Origin of the sequence: Microcosmobacter mediterraneus (genome assembly GCF_031846265.1) — a bacterium.
Taxonomy (GTDB): Bacteria; Bacteroidota; Bacteroidia; order Flavobacteriales; family Flavobacteriaceae; genus Microcosmobacter; species Microcosmobacter mediterraneus.
This window is the reverse complement of record NZ_JAVRIA010000008.1, coordinates 44,445-63,149: the sequence shown is the minus strand read 5'-3', so window position 1 is coordinate 63,149 and position 18,705 is coordinate 44,445. Positions and strand designations below refer to the sequence as shown.

Here is an 18,705-nt window from a genome sequence, read left to right as displayed (position 1 = left end):
ACATGAAATCTATTTTCGATTCCGTTTCTAAGGACTGCTCTAAAACAGTAACTAACGCTTATAGCACTTCTTTTTCTTTAGCTACAAAAATGCTGTCTAAATCTATTAGGCAAGATATTTACAACATATATGGATTTGTGAGATTTGCTGATGAAATTGTAGATACTTTTCATGACTACAACAAAAAAAAGCTTTTCAGTAATTTTGAAAAAGACTTAAATAATGCATTAACTGATAAGATCAGTCTCAATCCAATCCTTAACTCTTTCCAGCATACTTTTCATAGTTACAATTTAGAACAAGAACATGTAGACGCTTTTATGAATAGCATGCAATTAGACTTACATAAAAAGAAATACTTAACTCCAGAGGAGTACAAAAATTACATTTATGGTTCTGCTGATGTTGTTGGCTTAATGTGTTTAAAAGTATTTGTAAAGGGTGACCAAGAAAAATTTGATGAGCTTAAAGAGACAGCTATGGCTTTAGGTTCAGCTTTTCAGAAAGTTAATTTTTTAAGGGATCTTAAAGCCGATTATGATGATTTAGAACGTACTTATTTTCCTAATACAGATTTAGATAATTTAGATGAAGCTTCTAAACAACATATCATTGAAGATATAGAAGCTGATTTTGCCAAAGGTTTAGAAGGTATTAGAAAATTACCACTAGAAGCAAAATTTGGAGTATTTATGGCTTATCGTTATTACAGACAATTACTCAAAAAATTAAAGAAAACTCCAGCACTAAAAATTAAAACCACACGTATTAGAGTGCCTGATTATAAAAAGATAGAGCTTTTAACGAGAAGCTATGTCAAATATCAACTCAACTTAATGTAATTTTAAAACATGCAACTATTCATTTGGCTTAGCGTTTTTTTAGGAACTTTCTTTTTTATGGAGTTTATGGCATGGTTTACTCATAAGTATATTATGCATGGGTTTTTATGGAGTTTACACAAAGATCATCACCACAAAGACCATGATAGTTGGTTTGAACGCAATGATGCCTTCTTTATTTTTTACGCTTTAGTTAGTATTATTTGTTTCTATCTATGGAGTTATGAAAACGTTTGGTTCTGTTTACCTATTGGTTTAGGTATTTTTGCCTATGGCCTTACCTATTTTTTAGTACATGATATTTTTATACACCAACGTTTCAAGCTCTTTCGTAATGCTAATAACTGGTATGCTCGTGGTGTTAGACGTGCTCACAAAATTCATCATAAGCACCTAGGGAAACACAAAGGTGAAAACTACGGGATGCTCATAGTACCTCTCAAATATTTTAAGAATTAACTAATCTTTATGGATAAAAGCCGTTTAGATTATATCATTATTGGTAACGGCTTAGCTGGTTTGCAATTGGCATTAGCAATGGCTAATGACCCTTTCTTTGACACTAAAGAAATTGCCTTAATTGATTCTTCTAAAAAACTAGAAAACGATAAAACTTGGTGTTTTTGGGAAAAAGGACATGGTCTATGGAATGATATTATATCTAAAACATGGAACTCTTGCAACTTTCATTCCTCCAAACAATCTTATGATATAAATTTAGACGATTACCAATACAAATTGATTCAATCTTTAGATTTCTACAATTATGCTAAAGACATCTTAAATAACAAAAACAACTTTAGCTTTATTATAGATACTGTTAAATCTATTGATGGTTTTATTGTTAATGGACAAAATACTAGTTATAAGACAAATTACATTTTTGATAGTAGAATTCCTGAAGATTATTTTTCTGGAAAAGACAACTATACCAGGGTATTTCAGCATTTTAAAGGTTGGATTATAGAGACAGAAACTGATACTTTTAATCCTGAATCATTTACAGTAATGGATTATCGTATTAAGCACAATAATGATACAACGTTTACATATGTGCTTCCGCTTACTAAACGGAAAGCATTAGTTGAGTTTACTTTTTTTACATCATATACTGTGGAAGATCAACTCTATGACACTTACTTAAAATCGTATATTACTAATATCTTAAATATTGAAGATTACGCTATCACTGAGTCTGAACAAGGTGTAATACCAATGACAGATTTTAAGTTTAAAAATTATAATACCGAACATATTACCAAAATTGGTACTGGTGGTGGTTGGGTAAAAGGATCTACAGGTTATTCTTTTAAACACACAGAAAAGAAAGTTTCAAAAATCATTGATAACATTAAGCAAAATAAACTACCACATTTTAATCTATATAATAAAAAGTTTGCTTTTTATGACAAAATTTTTTTAAAAGTATTGCATGATGAAAACCCAAAAGGCGAGTGGATTTTTGAACAGTTTTACACAAAAAACAACACAAAAACGATGTTTCGTTTTTTAGATGAAGAATCTCATTTTAGTGAAGACTTAAAAATAATGTTATCCTTGTTTTCTTCTAGCTTTATTAAAGCATTTTTTAAAACGCTTTAAAAGAAAAACTCGATCTAATTAAAGATCGAGTTTCGGAATCTAACAATAATAGAACTCAAAAAATTAATATTTGATTCCTAGTTTCTGTTAACTGTTATTGAATTAGATAAACTAAAACAACCGTCTAAATCATTTGCATTTAGTCCCATTTCGGCTCCTACCAATCCATCTTCAAAACGTAAATACCATATTAAACAAGTACCTACTCCTGCACCATCAAAGTCTACACCTTCAAGTGCATCTAGAGTTGGTGGTAAGCCTAAAATATTTCCTAAATCGTCTGTAATCACAAAAGTACTGTTAGCACCAACTGCATTAGGATCTGTAGTAATTCCAGATACCATATCTGGTGTACCATCTACAGTGAAATTAAATGGACCTCCCGAAAGGGTTCCTGCATTTGATTGGTTTCGAGTTACTGTAATAGCATTAGATAAGCTAAATATTCCTGAAAGATTATTTGCGTTCATTCCCATTTCAGCTCCCATTAATCCATCTTCAAAACGCAAATACCATATTAAACAAACACCAGCTCCTGCACCATCAAAATCAACACCTTCTAAAGCATCAAGTGTTGGAGGTAAACCTAAAATATTTCCTAAATCATCAGTTATAACAAAGGTACTATTAGTACCAACAGCATTTGGATCTGTAGTAATGCCATTGACGTTATCAATTGTGCCATCTACACAGAATGTAAAAGGTCCGCCTGATAATGTGCCTGCATTTGGAGCTTCATTTCTATTTACAGTAATTGAATTTGATAAGCTAAATATTCCGCTTAAGTTATTGGCATTCATTCCCATTTCTGCACCTACTAAACCATCTTCATAACGTAAATACCATATTAAACACGTTCCTAAACCAGCACCATCAAAATCTACACCTTCTAAGGCTTCTAATGTTGGTGGTAAACCTAAAATATTTCCTGCATCATCTGTTATCACAAAAGTATTATTACTTCCTATTGCGTTAGGATCTGTGGTGATACCAGAAACCATATCTGGTTGTCCATCTACAAAAAAGGTAAAAGGACCTCCACTAAGAGTTCCTGCATTTGGTCCATTATTTCTAGTGACTGTTATAGAATTTGATAAATCAAAATTTCCTTCTAAATCATTAGCATTTTGTCCCATTTCGGCACCTAATAGTCCATCTTCAAAACGTAAATACCATATTAAACAGGTTCCAGTACCAGCGCCATCAAAATCAACACCTTCCAGGGCCTCTAATGTTGGTGGTAATCCTAAAATATTCCCTGCATCATCTGTTATAACAAATGTTCTATTTGTTCCTACAGCATCTGGATCAGTGGTTATACCAGAAACCATATCTGGTTGGCCATCTACAAAAAAGGTAAAAGGACCTCCATTAAGGATTCCTGCATCTGGTGTAATTGGAGTTACATCGTCATCATTACTACATGATGAAAGTAACAAGCTCATTGCCATAAAGGCGAAAATTGTTTTCTTAAACATTGTGATTTTTTTTAAGTTCATATCTTATTATGAAACAAAATTAAATCACTGTAAGATCATTAAATGTTAGCCAGCTAACATTAAGCTGTTTTTTTTATAATTCGTATTTCTTTTCTGTTGAAGTTGAGTATGTTTTCCTCTTTTAGTTCATTAAGAAGAATATTTAATGTTGGACGCGATGTTCCTATTAAAGATGCAATATCCTTTTGAGTATAAGGATGTTTTATGACATGGTCTCCATTTTTAGGACACTCATAACCATAATCGTCACAAAGTTCTTGTAAAAACTCCATTAGCCTTGTTTTGGTGTCTTTAAATAATAAGAGTTGTAAGCGCCTTTCTAATTTCTTAAACTTTAACCCAATGAATTTATATACCTTAAAACTAAAGGTTTGATTATCTCTCATAAGATCATGCATCGTAGTAACACCAATAGGACATATCGATGTTGAATTATCTATGGACTGAGCAAATTCGTTGCGCTTTTCTTCACCTAAAATTGCTTTCTCACCAAACAACTGACCACGAGTTAGAATAGCTTTAATGACCTCATTACCAGATTCTGTGTAGTATCCAATCTTAACTTTACCCTTTTCTATAAGGTATACTTTATTGGCATGGTCTTCTTCAAAATAAATATAATCTTCTTTGTTATAAGCATCAAAATCATGATCTGATTTATAAGCTTTAAACTTATGAGGACATAATACTTTAAAAAGATTGACATCCTCAAAAAACCATACTGAGTTCATTATAAAAGTTTTATGAGATAACAGAACGGTCGTAAGGATACTATAAACCTTACATATAGACATAAAAAAAGCTCCAGATATGGAGCTTTTCAAATTATATAAAAATACGTTTAGGCATTTTCCTTTTTAATTAGATTCAATGCAGAACCTTCATTATACCATTCTATCTGTGAAGCATTATAGGTATGATTCACTTTTATAGTATCAAAACTACCATCTTTATGAACAACTTCTATAGTTAAAGGTTTTTCTGGTGCAAACTCATTAATATCTACAAAGTTAAAGGTATCGTCTTCTTGTATTAGATCGTAATCACTCTCATTAGCAAAGGTTAATCCAAGCATACCTTGCTTTTTAAGGTTTGTTTCATGAATTCTTGCAAATGATTTTACAATGACAGCTACAACACCTAAATGTCTTGGCTGCATAGCTGCATGTTCTCTAGAAGACCCTTCTCCATAATTATGATCTCCAATGACAACTGTAGGTATACCTTCGGCTTTATAAGCACGTTGTGTAGCTGGTACAGCATCATATTCACCTGTTAGTTGACTCTTTACAAAATTGGTTTGCTTGTTAAATGCATTAATAGCACCTATTAATGTATTGTCAGAAATGTTATCTAAATGACCTCTGTAACGTAACCAAGGTCCAGCCATTGAGATGTGATCTGTAGTACATTTTCCAAAAGCTTTAATTAATAATTTAGCACCAGTAATACTACCTCCAATTGGTTTAAAAGGTGTTAGTAATTCTAATCGTTCTGAGTCTTTTGCTACTTTAATTTCTACGCCACTACCATCTGCAACTGGCTCCAAGTAACCATTCTCTTTAACTTCAAACCCTTTTGGTGGTAATTCCCATCCTGTAGGTTCGTCTAACATTACTTCCTCACCATTTTCATTGATTAAGGTGTCTCTCATTGGATTAAAATCTAATCGACCTGCAATAGCTATAGCTGCTGTAATCTCAGGTGAAGCTACAAAGGCATGAGTATTTGGATTACCATCTGCACGTTTAGCAAAATTTCTATTAAATGAATGTACTATACTGTTTTTAGGTGCATTTTTGGGGTCGCTATATCTTGCCCATTGTCCAATACAAGGACCACAAGCATTCGTAAATATTTTAGCATCTAACTCTTCAAAAACTTGAAGAATACCATCACGTTCAGCTGTATATCTTACTTGTTCTGAACCTGGATTAATTCCAAATTCTGCTTTTGTTTTTAAACCTTTATCCAAGGCTTGCTGTGCAATGGAAGACGCTCTAGATAAATCTTCGTAAGATGAATTAGTACAAGATCCTATTAATCCCCATTCTACTTTCATTGGCCAATCGTTAGATTGCGCCTTTTCTGTCATTTCCTTACCAACTGATGTTGATAAATCTGGTGTAAAAGGTCCATTTAATAAGGGTCCTAATTCAGATAAATTAATATCAATAACCTGATCAAAATATTGCTCAGGATTAGCATATACTTCGGCATCAGCAGTTAAATAATCTTTCACTTCATTAGCTGCGTCTGCGACATCAGAGCGATCAGTTGCTCTTAGATAACGTTCCATGGAATCATCATAACCAAAAGTAGAAGTCGTTGCTCCTATTTCAGCTCCCATATTACAAATGGTTCCTTTACCAGTACAAGACATAGATATAGCTCCAGGTCCAAAATACTCTACGATGGCTCCAGTTCCACCTTTTACAGTAAGAATCTCTGCTACTTTTAAAATCACATCTTTAGGTGATGTCCATCCAGATAATTTACCTGTCAACCTAACACCTATTAACTTTGGGAATTTTAATTCCCAAGGCATTCCAGCCATAACATCTACAGCATCTGCTCCACCAACACCTATGGCTACCATTCCTAATCCTCCAGCATTTACTGTATGTGAATCGGTTCCTATCATCATACCACCTGGAAAAGCATAGTTTTCTAAAACAACTTGATGAATAATTCCTGCTCCTGGTTTCCAAAAACCAATGCCATATTTGTTTGATACAGATTCTAAGAAATTGAAAACTTCACTACTTGTATCATTGGCATGTTTTAAATCTGCAGCTGCACCACTTTTGGCTTGGATTAAATGATCACAGTGAACGGTTGTTGGCACTGCTACTTTTGGCTTACCTGCTTGCATAAACTGCAATAAAGCCATTTGTGCTGTAGCATCTTGGCAAGCAACTCGATCTGGAGCAAAATCTACATAATCTTTTCCTCGAGTAAACGCCTTTGATGGAGAACCATCCCAAAGGTGACTGTAAAGAATCTTTTCAGCTAAAGTCAAAGGTTTACCAGTAATGCTTCTTGCTTTATCTACGCGTTCAGCCATACTAGCATATACCTTTTTGATCATGTCTATATCAAATGCCATATGTTTATAATTTTAATTGATTTTTTGGTCTTGCAAAATTAAGAAATATTAGTCAAATTAAAAAATACGCAATAGAATTGAATTTATACTGAATATAATTCAAAGATTGATCGGTTTAAAAGTTAAAAAATACAGATAATTGAATATTTTGATTAAAAAATCAATAATTTAACAATTTAAGAACTTAAAATAACTTTAAGTTTATCTAAGAATTGACTTCTTTTTTATGATTAATGACAAGCTTGATTATAAGAATAATAACTCCAATGCTTTCTAAAACCATACCTAATGTTAACAACTCACTTCCATTAGGCCAATGCATTATTTTAAACAGTGAACCAATAGTAGTCATCAAAAAACCAATTAACATTACCACAATTGGTAAAGCATATGCTTTAAGTTTCATGTTAAAACAAGCTTTTAATCACCTGTAAATCACTAATGCCTTCGGCTTCAGCTTTGTAGTTTTTAATAATTCTATGCCTAAGAATTCCAGGAGCAACTGCTTGAATATTTTCTATATCTGGGGAAAATTTACCATTAATAGCAGCATGTGTTTTTGCAGCTAGCACTAAATTTTGAGAAGCTCTTGGTCCTGCTCCCCAATCTACAAATTCCTTTACTAAATCTGAAGCTGTATCTGCTTTAGGTCTTGTTTTACTAACCATATTTACAGCGTATTCAATAACATTATCGGCAACAGGAATACGACGTATTACATTCTGAAAACCAATAATCTCTTGTGCTGTAAATAATGGATTTACTTTAGCTTGCACATCTGTTGTCGTAGCCTTAACCACCTCAACTTCTTCTCTAAAACTTGGATAATCTAAATTAATAGCAAACATAAAACGGTCTAATTGTGCTTCTGGTAAAGGATAAGTTCCTTCTTGCTCAATTGGGTTCTGTGTTGCTAAAACAAAATAAGGTAAGTCTAATTTATAATGATGGCCTGCAACTGTTACTGCACGTTCTTGCATCGCTTCTAGCAATGCAGCTTGTGTTTTTGGTGGTGTTCTATTTATTTCATCTGCGAGGATGATATTAGCAAAAACAGGGCCTTTAATAAATTTAAACTGCCTGTCATTATCTAATATTTCACTCCCAAGGATATCACTTGGCATTAAGTCTGGTGTAAACTGAATACGTTTAAAATCTAAACCTAATGTTTGAGATATTGTATTTACCATTAATGTTTTTGCCAAACCAGGCACTCCAATTAGTAGCGCATGTCCTCCAGAAAAAATAGAAATTAAAATTTCATTGACCACATGCTCTTGCCCAACGATAACCTTAGCAATTTCCTCTTTTAGTGTTTTATATTTAGATACAAATTGTTCTATTGCAGCAACATCTGACATAATCTCTAATTTTTTAACCAATTACCATTATACTCACAATCTCTATGCTCGCCATTAATCTTAACATAAGTATCATTAATTTTTTCTTTTTGCCATTTCTCTATAGCTTTAAATTGCTTGTCTTGAAGCGCTAAATTCTTAATCTTTAAATAGTCTCTAGAATAATCTGCTTCATGCTCATCTATTCTATTGGTCACTGTTAGTATTTTAAATTTAATAGGATTGATTCTATCTTCATCTTGTAATACCAAACTTACCTCATCGTCATTAAGGTTTTGAATTTGAGCATACAACTCTGGTTGCATTTTGGTTAATTCAAAATTGAAATCTTGAGTCACTGGATTGGTTAGTTTACCGCCTTCGTACTTTGTTTCATCCTCGTCACTTACCTCTCTAGCTGCATCTGCAAATGAAATCTCACCTGCTACAATTTTTGCTCTAACATCTTCTAATTTTTGTTTAGCTTTAGCTATAGCATCACTTGTGATTTCAGGACGAATCAATATATGCCTTACATCTATTTCTTGACCTCGTTCTTTTAATTTCTGAATCATATGATACCCAAAAATAGTTTTTACTGGATCAGATATTTCACCTTCTTGAAGTGAGAAAGCTGTTTCCCTAAACTCTTTCACAAAACGTGGTCTATTTCTGTTTAATGTGTATTTACCTCCATTTTTTCTAGATGGAATATCATCTGAGTATAATACTACTTTTGAGGCAAAACTAGAACCACCTTCTATATCTTCTTTAAATTGTTTTAGTTGATTTATTGCCTTCTGTTCTTCTGCTTCTGATACTTCTGGTATTATAACAATCTGAGCCACGTTGAGTTCGGTACCAAAGATTGGTCGTTCGTCTTTTGGTATATCATTAAAAAACTGACGGACTTCTTCTGGTGTAACTTCTATATCACTAACAATTTTACGTTGCATTTCTGCAGCTAATTGCCCATTCTTATTAATCTCAAACATTTCATCTTTAAGCGCTTGCTCAGAATCTTTGTTGTAAATTTTTAAGAGTTCATCCATTGTGCCAGCTTGTGCGATAAAGGCTTCAATTTGCTGACTTATTCTGTCTCGAATTTGTAATTCGTTAACAGTAATACTGTCTTGTATAGCATGGTGTGCATACAGCTTATCTTCTAATAATTTACCAAATAGCTCACAACGTGTAAACTCTTTAATAGAACCACCAGCTGCTCTAATTTGAGCAAACTCCTTATCGATATCTGAACTTAGCACAACATAATCGCCTACAACAGCTGCTACACCATCTACTTTAACTCTGCTTCCAGATTTTATGGAATCTTTGACTTGAACTTGTGGTGTTTCGTCTTTGATTATTTCTTGGGCAAAAACGGTCTGAAATGATATAGCTAATACGAGTAAAGTAAGTGATTGTTTATTTATTATAGACTTCAAACTCATTGTTTTTAATTGCATCTTTTGTAATGTCATTTTCTAGTTTTGTTATAAGATCTAATTTCCTCTTATTTATAACTATCTGATCTATTGTAAGTTTAACGTAAGATAAAGGTGCGTAGTCGTTAGGACGTAGAACATCATTTATCTGCACCAAATATAGGTCTATTGAATCTTTGACTTGTATAAAATTAGATTTTTTTAACAGTTTAGATTTATCCTCATTTAGAAGCGCAGGAACTTTGTTATAAACTTGGCTTAATTTAATCCATGCTGAATCATTTAAAGAGTAACTCTTAAACTGAACAGCAATAGAGTCTAAATAGGTTTTATCTGAGGTGTCAAAACGTTTAAATCGTTCTTTAATAATATCTAAATCAATAGCGTTTTCGTTTATGGCGAGATATCTAAACTTGATCAATTCTTCATTTAACTTAAAGCTTTCTTTATTTTTTTCGTAAAGTAATCTTGCATCGTCTAAGTTAACCAGAGTGTCAATATTTTTTTTAACTAAACCTTCTATATAAGCTTTGGTAAAAAGATCATTTTTATATTGAGATACTAAGTTATTGAGATCATTTTGTTTAGTTTCTGGTAAATTAAGCTCAGCACCATCCATTAATAACTGCTGTAAAGCCCAACGATTAATAAATCTGTTTACAAGAAGTGTGCTATCCTGAGAAGAACTTCCTTCTGGCACTATATTTTTTAGATCTTCTTTATATAAGTAAGATGTATTTACGCGTGCTATAGCATCTTCTGTATTATCTTTTTTAAAAAAATCACAGGATACAAAGCCGTAGAATACTATAATTAATATGATTGCTTTTTTGATCAATATTTCAGTTTAATCTCTTGTTTTACTTTAGTTAAAACAGCATCATTAATCTCTACTTTAAAACGCGATCTTAAATCTTTTAACCAGTTATCTTCTATTTCATTTTGATAATCATTTATAACCCTTCCTCTTGCTTCTTCTAAAGTTTTTAGCTTAGCAGGAAATATGGATAACACATTAATAACATGGTAAGCATCGTTATGGTTATAGACTTTAGAAACACCTTCTTTAACCTCAAAATTAGTAGGCAAAGTAGGATCATTAATTTCTTTAACGCCTTTGGTAAAAATAACTTTTAGTTCTTTTTTTGTATTGAACTCTTGGTTAATATCATCTTGAGTTTTTCCTGCAATAAAAGCGTCTCTTACAAGATCTATATTTTGTTTTTTAGCAGAAGTAGCCATAATAATTTCTGCACGATCATTCCATTGATACTTATTTTTATTGGTATTGTAATAATTCTGAAGACCAAGAGAATCTTTTGAAGCTTTGTTCCAGATTTGTTTTTCCATTAAATCAAATAAAAGCAATCCATCTCTGTACTCCTTTAAAATATCTGCAAATTCTTTATTCGTTTTTTCAAGATTGTTTTTATGATATGTTAAAATCATAGTCTCTAAAAACTGCTTATATTCTTTGTCTATGAGGTAATCTATCTCAACAGCTTTACCAAAGTATTGTCGTTGCACACCTTTTAAATGCTTTGCAAAATTTTGCGCAGTATACGACTCGTCATTAATAGAGAGAAGTTCTTTATCTCCTTCAAAAGTTTCTGCTGGCACCCAATTCTTTTTAAAGTAGTCTTGCGTTACCATAGTTTTAAAATAATTAAGTGTTTCTACAGATTCAGTAATACTAAATTTTTGCATTAAATCTTTAGCTAAAGCTGAATTTATAATTTTAGAACGACTATCTCTACTCACTCGGTTTTGAAGTTCGCTCTTCATGTTTTCAAAAGGTTCTAACGGAACCTTCTTTAATAATTTTACAATATGCCAACCATATTCTGTTTTAAATGGTTCTGTTAGCTGACCTTCATCCTTTAATGAAAATGCTTTGTTTTCAAATACAATAGAACTTAATTGTCCGCTTTTAAAAGGTGTTAATTTTCCGCCTTTATTTGCAGAGCTTTTATCGTCCGAAAACTGTTTTGCTAAAGTTTCGAAAGCTTCACCTTGCTTTAGTTTTTGATCTATCTCTTTAATTCTTACTGCAGGATCTAAAGTAGAATCTGCTTGTCTTAAAGCTATCATAATATGCGCTACAGTAACTTGACCACGAGAAGGACGTTTCTCTTGAACATTAAGTATATGATATCCAAATTGAGTTCTAAAAGGTTTAGAAATCTCTCCTACTGGAGTGTTATAAGCAACGGTTTCAAAATCGTAAACCATTTTAAATCCAGAGAAATAACCCAAATCTTCACCAAAAATAGTTTTACCATTATGAATTTCTGTTCTAACCTTATCAAAACCTTCGTTAACAGCTCTATCACGCAACTTAGAAATTTGATTATATACTGCAGTAGTATCGCGTTGTGCTTCATCTAACTTAATGAGAATATGCGTTACTTTTAAATCATAAGAAATACGATCATAAGCCTCTTTCACTAATGCATCTGTCACCTTACTTTCTGCCATGTAGTTTTTAGTAAGCTGACGTTTATAATTACCGAACTCTCTTACATATTTAGGATTTTTATCGAGCTCTAAGCGTCTAGCCTCCTTAAGTTTTAATTGATAATTAACAAATAGTTTAAGATACTCGTCAACATCCTTTTGCTTTTCGTCTTTTACTAAATCTAAATTTTTGCTGTAGACTCTCACAAATTCTTCAGCAGAAATAGCCTCATTATCTACAGTAAATAATATGTCGTCTTCAGCAATTTGTGCATTAACACAAAACGCATAGGTTAAAAAACATAAAAATAAAAGTGATTTCAATTTCATGGTAGCGTAATTTCTGAATTTCAGCAAAAATAACACAAATAGCCTATTTTACAAGAGCCTTTAGTTAAACGTTAAGAGTATATTGTATTGTATAAGTCTAAGAACAAGTTCTATACTACTTTATTGCGTAAAATCATTTAATATCTAAGTTTATTTATCTAACTTTAGTACACCTAAAAGAATACTATGTACAGATGAAATATACAATAGAAGTAACAATTGCATTACCAAGAGACGAGGTTATTAATAAATTAGATAGTGTTGAAAATTTAAAACATTGGCAACAGGGTTTAGTAGGTGTAGAACACGTTTCTGGTACACCAGGAGAATTTGGCGCAAGAATGAAAATGCAATATAAATTTGGTAAACGTCATATGACCTTAGAAGAAACTATTACCAAAAGTAATTTCCCAGATGAGTTTCATGCTACCTACAATACCAAAGGTATGCATAATATACAGAAGAATTTTTTTACTGAAACATCTCAAGGACATACTACTTGGAAAAGTGAAAATGAATTTTTACCAACTAACTTTATGATGCGTGTTATGACCTTTTTAATGCCTAGAGCATTTAAAAAACAGTCTACTAAATACATGAATGATTTTAAAAATTTTGCAGAAAACGGAACGTCTGTTGCAAATTAGTTTACAGTTATAAGGTTAAAGAAGGATATCTAAAATCAAAATAATTATTTAGATTTACGCTTAATTATTTTTAGCTACAAAAACAGCATGAGCAACATTTTAAGACGCTATAAATTACCCTATACGCTTTACAACTTTTTTCATAAAAAAGCATTGGTGCATAATTTAAAGCATTATAAAAAATATGGCATTGATAAAACCTATTATGCTCCTATTAGTAGTGAGGATTTTGCTGACCTAGAGTCAGAACCAAACACTTATGATATTAAAGATTCGGAGACTGAACTGCCTAAACATGCAGATTTTAAAACCCTAGATGGAAAATTACAATCTGAATTATTACCATGGTCTAAAAACGGTTATGTAATTTTAGAACACTTTTTTTCTGAAAAAGAGGTTGACACTGTTAACTCGGAGATTGAAGATTTATTAGCCAAGAAAAGAGTGGCTTTTAGTAATGGTAATCGTATTATGTTTGCCAATAAAAAATCTAAACTCATTAATGCTGTTGGAACAAATCCTAAGCTTTTTAAGGTTTTAAATTTATTATTAGATAAAGAAGTAGAATTATTTCAGAGTATTAACTTTTTTGAAGGTAGTCAGCAACGTGCACATTCGGATTCTATACATATGACTACCTTTCCTTATGGAAATTTAATCGCAGCTTGGATTGCACTAGAAGACATTACCATAGATTCTGGTCCTTTACATTATTATCCTGGTTCACATAAGTTACCTTATGTGCTTAACAAAGCTTATGGGAATGATGGGTCAAAATATACCATTGGTAAAAAAACGTATTCTGAGTATGAAGATTATATAGGAAATCTTATCGAAAAAAATAACTTAGAGAAAAACATCTTTTTAGCTAAGAAAGGTGATGTTCTAATCTGGCACGCTAACTTGCTTCATGGTGGAGAACCTGTTACCAATACTGAGAGCTCAAGAAAAAGTATGGTATTTCATTATTATGCAAAAGATGCTATTTGCTTTCATGAAATCACCCAACGTCCTACTTTAAAACCTTAATTTATCTCGAATAATTTGGAGCTTCCTTAGTAATGGTTACATCATGTGGATGACTTTCATTTATACCACTTGCAGTTATTTTAACAAAACGTCCTGTCTCTTTTAAAGTTTCTACATCCTTAGCACCACAATAACCCATTCCTGCTTTTAGTCCACCAACAAATTGATGAATACTTTCAAACAATTCACCTTTATATGGCACACGACCAACGATCCCTTCTGGTACGAGTTTTTTGATATCATCTTCAACATCCTGAAAATAACGATCTTTACTACCTTGCTTCATTGCTTCAACAGAACCCATCCCTCGGTAAGATTTAAACTTTCGTCCTTCGTAGATAATAGTTTCTCCGGGAGACTCTTTTGTACCTGCTAATAACGAACCTAACATAACACAATCAGCTCCTGCAGCAATAGCTTTAGGAATATCACCAGTATAACGTATTCCGCCATCTGCAATAACTGGCACACCACTTCCTTTAATAGCTGCAGCAACTTCTAAAACAGCAGAAAATTGAGGAAACCCAACTCCTGCAACAACTCTAGTTGTACAAATAGATCCTGGTCCAATACCAACTTTAACAGCATCTGCTCCAGCTTCTACCAAATATTTAGCAGCATCTGCAGTGGCAATGTTACCAACAATAACTTCTAGTTTTGGAAATTTAGCCTTAACCTCTTTTAGCACAGTAACCACACCTTTGGTGTGTCCATGAGCCGTATCAATAATTACAGCATCTACACTAGCCTTCATTAAAGCTTCTACTCTATCCAATGCATCAGCAGTAACACCAACAGCTGCTGCAACTCGCAAACGACCGTAATGATCTTTATTAGCTAAAGGTTTCTGTGTAACTTTTGTGATGTCTCTAAAGGTGATAAGACCTTCAAGTTTATAATCGTCATTAACGATAAGTAATTTCTCAATTTTATTTTCCTGTAATATAGCTTCTGCATCTTTTAAAGATGTACCAACAGGAGCAGTAACTAAATTTTCGCCTGTCATAACTTCTACAATCGGACGATCATTTCTATGTTCAAAACGTAAGTCTCTATTAGTAACAATACCTTTAAGTTTACCATTTTCGTCTACAATAGGAATACCACCAATACTATGCTCTTTCATATTTTGTTTAGCATCAGAAACAATAGCATCCATTGGTAAAGTCACAGGATCTATAATCATACCGCTTTCTGCACGCTTAACTTTTCGTACCTTAGCAGCCTGCTGCTCTATGGTCATATTCTTATGTAGCACACCAATACCACCTTCTCTAGCCATGGCAATAGCCATTCTACTCTCTGTAACAGTATCCATTGCAGCTGATACAATAGGTACATTAATAGCGATATTTTTTGTAAACTTAGATTGAATGTTGACTTCGCGTGGTAAAACTTCTGAATATGATGGAACTAGAAGTACGTCATCATAGGTAAGCCCTTCTCCTAGGATTTTATTTTCGTGTGCAGTCATGGCAATTAAAATATAATTGCATGCAAAGATACGCTTTTTTAAATGAGATTACATGCGCTTGGTAAAACCTTTTGGAATGTAAAGCGTTTCTTTATCATAAAAACTAATGTAAACTAAAATGGGGTTCTTTAATCCATCATAAAGTACTTCATAAACATCTACAAGGGATGAGCCAAAAGATGAATTTTTACTTTTGTAAGAACAACATGCACCTCGCCTTCTAAAGGATATCTCCTCACCATTTGGTCCAGATAAAGAAGCTAAATAACGGCGTTGATTTGCAACACTCATATCACCAACCATAACAGGATGATCACCAGATAATCCGTAAGCTTCGTTATCTGAATATTCAGAAATATCAAAAAAAGGTGTATGATCTGAAGATTTAGTTGTTGGATTCGTAGAAGTACTTACAATTTTTGGGTTTTTAGCACCACATGATGTTAACAAGATTATTATTAACAAGATTTTAGGTAAATGTTTCATGGTGTGGATTTTAACCTAAGTTACGGATTTAAATTTTAAATAACAGCTTAAATGCAAATCACTTACTAAATGATTAATCTCCAATTCTTTAAGGGAAATTATTTTTATTTATTCTAAATAAACTTTGCAGAAGTGATAATTCATTGTAAATTTGCTATCGCAAAAATTCTATTATTTATATTTAATCTAAATAAATGAAAGCAAACTTTATACTAGTATTACTTTTCCTAAGCTCCTTTAATCTTACAAATGCTCAGGATAATACAACCAAAAAGCTAAACGATTCTATACAAGGCTTAGATGAAGTAATTATTAATGCCAACAAAATATTTGGTAATAAATATGTAGCACGTCATAGAACAGGATCAGCTTACTACATCTCCCCAAAAGAGCTTAAAAAATTTAATTATACAGATATTAATCGTGTATTACGATCAGTCCCTGGTGTAAACTTTTATGAAGAGGATGGATTTGGCTTAAGGCCAAATATAAGTTTAAGAGGAACCTCTCCAGAGCGTAGTTCAAAAATTTCACTCATGGAAGATGGTGTTTTAATTGCACCAGCGCCCTACAGTGCTCCTGCTGCTTACTATTTTCCTTCAGTAGCGCGTATGCAAGCTGTAGAAATTCTAAAAGGAAGTAGCCAAGTACAATATGGACCATTTACAACTGGTGGTGCAATAAACATGATTTCTACACAAATACCTGACCAGTTTAATGGTCAAGTTAGAGGAAGCTTAGGAAGTTTTAATACTAGTAACCTTCATGTTAAAGTTGGAGATAGCAAGGACCAAATTGGTTATATGGTAGAATATCTTAATTATAATTCTGATGGCTTTAAAGACTTACCTAATGATGATAACACTGGTTTTGATATTAATGAGGTTGTTGCAAAATTCAAAGTATTTAGCAGCCAGGATGCTTCGCTAAAACAAGCTTTAGAAGTTAAGTTTCAGTATTCTGATGAAGTTTCTAACGAAACCTATTTAGGTTTAACAGAACAGGATTTTGAATCTAATCCTTTTTCAAGATATAGCGGATCTCAAGAAGATGAAATGGTTGCTGAACATTTGCAATTAATGTTAACTCACACTTTAGATTTTACAAAGAATTTTAGGATTACTACTAACGGTTATTACAATACGTTTTCTCGTAATTGGTATAAATTGGATGATGTTATTTTTAATGGTAATAAACAAAAAATTGCTAATGTGATTTCAAACCCTGATACATTTCCTGATCATCTAGAAATTCTCCAAGGACAAATAAACTCTGACGCTGATGCTCTTTTAGTTAAAGCTAATAATAGAGAGTATACCTCTAAAGGCTTACAAACAAAGTTTGATTATCATTGGTATGGTGATCATACATTTCATGATATAGAAATTGGAGCACGTTATCATTACGATGAGGAGGATCGTTTTCAATGGGAAGATGGTTATAATAGTATTGATGGTAAAATGAACTTAACTTCTTTTGGACCTCGAGGCGCTCAAGGAAATAGAATTAGCAGTGCTACTGCATTTGCAAGCTATGCTATGTATAAATTGAAATATAAAAACTTAACCTTAACTCCTGGTTTACGTTATGAAAACATCATTTTAAAACGTAAGAATTTTGGAAGCAACGATCCTTTTAGAGTTGGTATTGATCTATCTGAAAGAGAAAATAAAATTGATATTCTTATACCAGGTATTGGTTTTAATTATGCTTTTATAAAAGACATTTCTATTTTTGGAGGAATTCATAAAGGATTCTCACCACCAAGTAACCAACCAGACCAAAAGGCAGAAGAAAGTATTAACTACGAGCTTGGTTCTAGATTTGTTATTAGTGGTCTTAGAGGTGAACTTATTGGATTTTATAATGATTATAGTAATCTGTTAGGAAGTGATTTAGCAGCCACAGGTGGCACAGGTTCTTTAGAACAATTTAATGCTGGTGAGGTTGCTGTAAGTGGAATTGAGTTACTTTTAAATTATGATTTCCTTTCAAACAATACAAAGTTCAGTCTTCCAATAACCTTTGGTTACACGTTTACCAATACAGAATTTTTAAACAGTTTTGGAAGCGAAGATGATCTTTGGGGAGAAGTTACAGCAGGTGATCAGTTACCTTACATACCAAGACATCAATTTAACACCATGATCTCTTTAGAACATAATAACTATGAAATTAATCTTAGTGGTCGTTTTAATGGTGAATTTAGAACACAAGCAGGTTCAGGATCTATACCAAATAACGAGCTAGTAGCATCTAATTTTATTATTGATTGTTCTGCAAAATATCATTTTTCAAAATCTCTAAGTATTACCGGAAATATCATCAATGCGCTTAATAAAACATATGCTGTTTCTAGAGTTCCTGCTGGTCTCAGACCAGGACATCCTTTTGGTGCTTATGCTGGTTTGGAGTTTAGGTTTTAAACTAGATAAGTATTAGAAT

The 18,705-nt window shown here is 32.5% G+C and carries 16 protein-coding genes; 6 read left to right on the top strand and 10 right to left on the bottom strand.

From position 1 onward, the window contains the following. Positions 1-2: 2 nt before the first annotated feature. Genes RM697_RS12390 through RM697_RS12380 form a run of 3 tightly spaced genes read left to right on the top strand, consistent with a single transcriptional unit; the run spans position 3 to position 2,444 of the window. Entirely contained in the window at positions 3-842 is an 840-nt protein-coding gene (locus RM697_RS12390; protein WP_311428219.1) for a phytoene/squalene synthase family protein, read from the top strand. A gap of 9 nt (positions 843-851) precedes the next feature. After that, positions 852-1,301, top strand: a complete 450-nt coding sequence (locus RM697_RS12385) for a sterol desaturase family protein (protein ID WP_311428218.1) — start codon at positions 852-854, stop codon at positions 1,299-1,301. A gap of 9 nt (positions 1,302-1,310) precedes the next feature. After that, positions 1,311-2,444: a lycopene cyclase family protein gene (locus tag RM697_RS12380; protein WP_311428217.1), complete on the top strand. Its 1,134-nt coding sequence runs from the start codon at positions 1,311-1,313 to the stop codon at positions 2,442-2,444. Positions 2,445-2,521: 77 nt separating this feature from the next. Here RM697_RS12380 and RM697_RS12375 read toward each other — a convergent pair whose 3' ends face one another. The 8 genes from RM697_RS12375 to RM697_RS12340 all read right to left on the bottom strand — a co-directional run bounded on the left by RM697_RS12375 (position 2,522) and on the right by RM697_RS12340 (position 12,624). Further along, entirely contained in the window at positions 2,522-3,922 is a 1,401-nt protein-coding gene (locus RM697_RS12375) for a hypothetical protein (protein ID WP_311428216.1), read from the bottom strand. Positions 3,923-4,002: 80 nt separating this feature from the next. Then, the gene (locus tag RM697_RS12370) at positions 4,003-4,674 is read right to left on the bottom strand and encodes a Crp/Fnr family transcriptional regulator (protein WP_311428215.1); all 672 of its coding nucleotides are present in this window, start codon (positions 4,672-4,674) and stop codon (positions 4,003-4,005) included. Between the two features lie 110 nt (positions 4,675-4,784). Further along, positions 4,785-7,052, bottom strand: a complete 2,268-nt coding sequence (locus tag RM697_RS12365) for an aconitate hydratase (protein WP_311428214.1) — start codon at positions 7,050-7,052, stop codon at positions 4,785-4,787. 205 nt (positions 7,053-7,257) lie between these two features. Continuing rightward, positions 7,258-7,458: a GldL-related protein gene (locus tag RM697_RS12360; RefSeq protein WP_311428213.1), complete on the bottom strand. Its 201-nt coding sequence runs from the start codon at positions 7,456-7,458 to the stop codon at positions 7,258-7,260. A 1-nt stretch (position 7,459) separates the two neighbouring features. Further along, positions 7,460-8,413, bottom strand: a complete 954-nt coding sequence (locus tag RM697_RS12355; RefSeq protein ID WP_311428212.1) for an AAA family ATPase — start codon at positions 8,411-8,413, stop codon at positions 7,460-7,462. 5 nt (positions 8,414-8,418) lie between these two features. Beyond that, positions 8,419-9,843: a peptidylprolyl isomerase gene (locus RM697_RS12350; protein WP_311428211.1), complete on the bottom strand. Its 1,425-nt coding sequence runs from the start codon at positions 9,841-9,843 to the stop codon at positions 8,419-8,421. After that, positions 9,818-10,675 (bottom strand): peptidyl-prolyl cis-trans isomerase, encoded by an 858-nt coding sequence (locus RM697_RS12345; protein ID WP_311428210.1) that lies wholly within the window; start codon positions 10,673-10,675, stop codon positions 9,818-9,820. Before RM697_RS12345 ends, RM697_RS12350 begins: the two co-directional genes overlap by 26 nt. Beyond that, positions 10,672-12,624, bottom strand: coding sequence for a peptidylprolyl isomerase (locus RM697_RS12340; protein ID WP_311428209.1), 1,953 nt, complete (start codon positions 12,622-12,624; stop codon positions 10,672-10,674). Before RM697_RS12340 ends, RM697_RS12345 begins: the two co-directional genes overlap by 4 nt. 194 nt (positions 12,625-12,818) lie before the next feature. Between RM697_RS12340 and RM697_RS12335 the strand changes: the two genes are divergently transcribed. Continuing rightward, positions 12,819-13,271, top strand: a complete 453-nt coding sequence (locus RM697_RS12335; RefSeq protein ID WP_311428208.1) for an SRPBCC family protein — start codon at positions 12,819-12,821, stop codon at positions 13,269-13,271. Positions 13,272-13,358: 87 nt separating this feature from the next. After that, complete coding sequence (locus RM697_RS12330) at positions 13,359-14,300, top strand: phytanoyl-CoA dioxygenase family protein (protein ID WP_311428207.1); 942 nt, start codon at positions 13,359-13,361, stop codon at positions 14,298-14,300. 1 nt (position 14,301) lies between these two features. Here the strand turns inward: RM697_RS12330 and guaB are convergent, their stop codons facing one another. Continuing rightward, positions 14,302-15,774, bottom strand: coding sequence for an IMP dehydrogenase (gene guaB / locus RM697_RS12325; RefSeq protein WP_311428206.1), 1,473 nt, complete (start codon positions 15,772-15,774; stop codon positions 14,302-14,304). A 48-nt stretch (positions 15,775-15,822) separates the two neighbouring features. Then, positions 15,823-16,260 (bottom strand): hypothetical protein, encoded by a 438-nt coding sequence (locus tag RM697_RS12320; protein WP_311428205.1) that lies wholly within the window; start codon positions 16,258-16,260, stop codon positions 15,823-15,825. 194 nt (positions 16,261-16,454) lie between these two features. On the opposite strand from RM697_RS12320, the gene RM697_RS12315 reads away from it, so the two are divergent. Continuing rightward, on the top strand, positions 16,455-18,686 hold the full coding sequence (locus tag RM697_RS12315; protein WP_311428204.1) for a TonB-dependent receptor family protein: 2,232 nt from the start codon (positions 16,455-16,457) through the stop codon (positions 18,684-18,686). Positions 18,687-18,705 lie beyond the last annotated feature (19 nt).

What these genes read in the sequence shown, in the direction of transcription:
- RM697_RS12385 (WP_311428218.1), top strand. Translation starts at nt 852, where the DNA reads ATGCAACTATTCATTTGGCTTAGCGTTTTTTTAGGAACTTTCTTTTTT.
- RM697_RS12330 (WP_311428207.1), top strand. Translation starts at nt 13,359, where the DNA reads ATGAGCAACATTTTAAGACGCTATAAATTACCCTATACGCTTTACAAC.
- RM697_RS12355 (WP_311428212.1), bottom strand. Translation starts at nt 8,413, where the DNA reads ATGTCAGATGTTGCTGCAATAGAACAATTTGTATCTAAATATAAAACA.
- RM697_RS12380 (WP_311428217.1), top strand. Translation starts at nt 1,311, where the DNA reads ATGGATAAAAGCCGTTTAGATTATATCATTATTGGTAACGGCTTAGCT.
- RM697_RS12320 (WP_311428205.1), bottom strand. Translation starts at nt 16,260, where the DNA reads ATGAAACATTTACCTAAAATCTTGTTAATAATAATCTTGTTAACATCA.
- RM697_RS12340 (WP_311428209.1), bottom strand. Translation starts at nt 12,624, where the DNA reads ATGAAATTGAAATCACTTTTATTTTTATGTTTTTTAACCTATGCGTTT.
- RM697_RS12335 (WP_311428208.1), top strand. Translation starts at nt 12,819, where the DNA reads ATGAAATATACAATAGAAGTAACAATTGCATTACCAAGAGACGAGGTT.
- RM697_RS12370 (WP_311428215.1), bottom strand. Translation starts at nt 4,674, where the DNA reads ATGAACTCAGTATGGTTTTTTGAGGATGTCAATCTTTTTAAAGTATTA.
- RM697_RS12365 (WP_311428214.1), bottom strand. Translation starts at nt 7,052, where the DNA reads ATGGCATTTGATATAGACATGATCAAAAAGGTATATGCTAGTATGGCT.
- RM697_RS12375 (WP_311428216.1), bottom strand. Translation starts at nt 3,922, where the DNA reads ATGTTTAAGAAAACAATTTTCGCCTTTATGGCAATGAGCTTGTTACTT.
- guaB (WP_311428206.1), bottom strand. Translation starts at nt 15,774, where the DNA reads ATGACTGCACACGAAAATAAAATCCTAGGAGAAGGGCTTACCTATGAT.
- RM697_RS12350 (WP_311428211.1), bottom strand. Translation starts at nt 9,843, where the DNA reads ATGAGTTTGAAGTCTATAATAAATAAACAATCACTTACTTTACTCGTA.
- RM697_RS12360 (WP_311428213.1), bottom strand. Translation starts at nt 7,458, where the DNA reads ATGAAACTTAAAGCATATGCTTTACCAATTGTGGTAATGTTAATTGGT.
- RM697_RS12390 (WP_311428219.1), top strand. Translation starts at nt 3, where the DNA reads ATGAAATCTATTTTCGATTCCGTTTCTAAGGACTGCTCTAAAACAGTA.
- RM697_RS12315 (WP_311428204.1), top strand. Translation starts at nt 16,455, where the DNA reads ATGAAAGCAAACTTTATACTAGTATTACTTTTCCTAAGCTCCTTTAAT.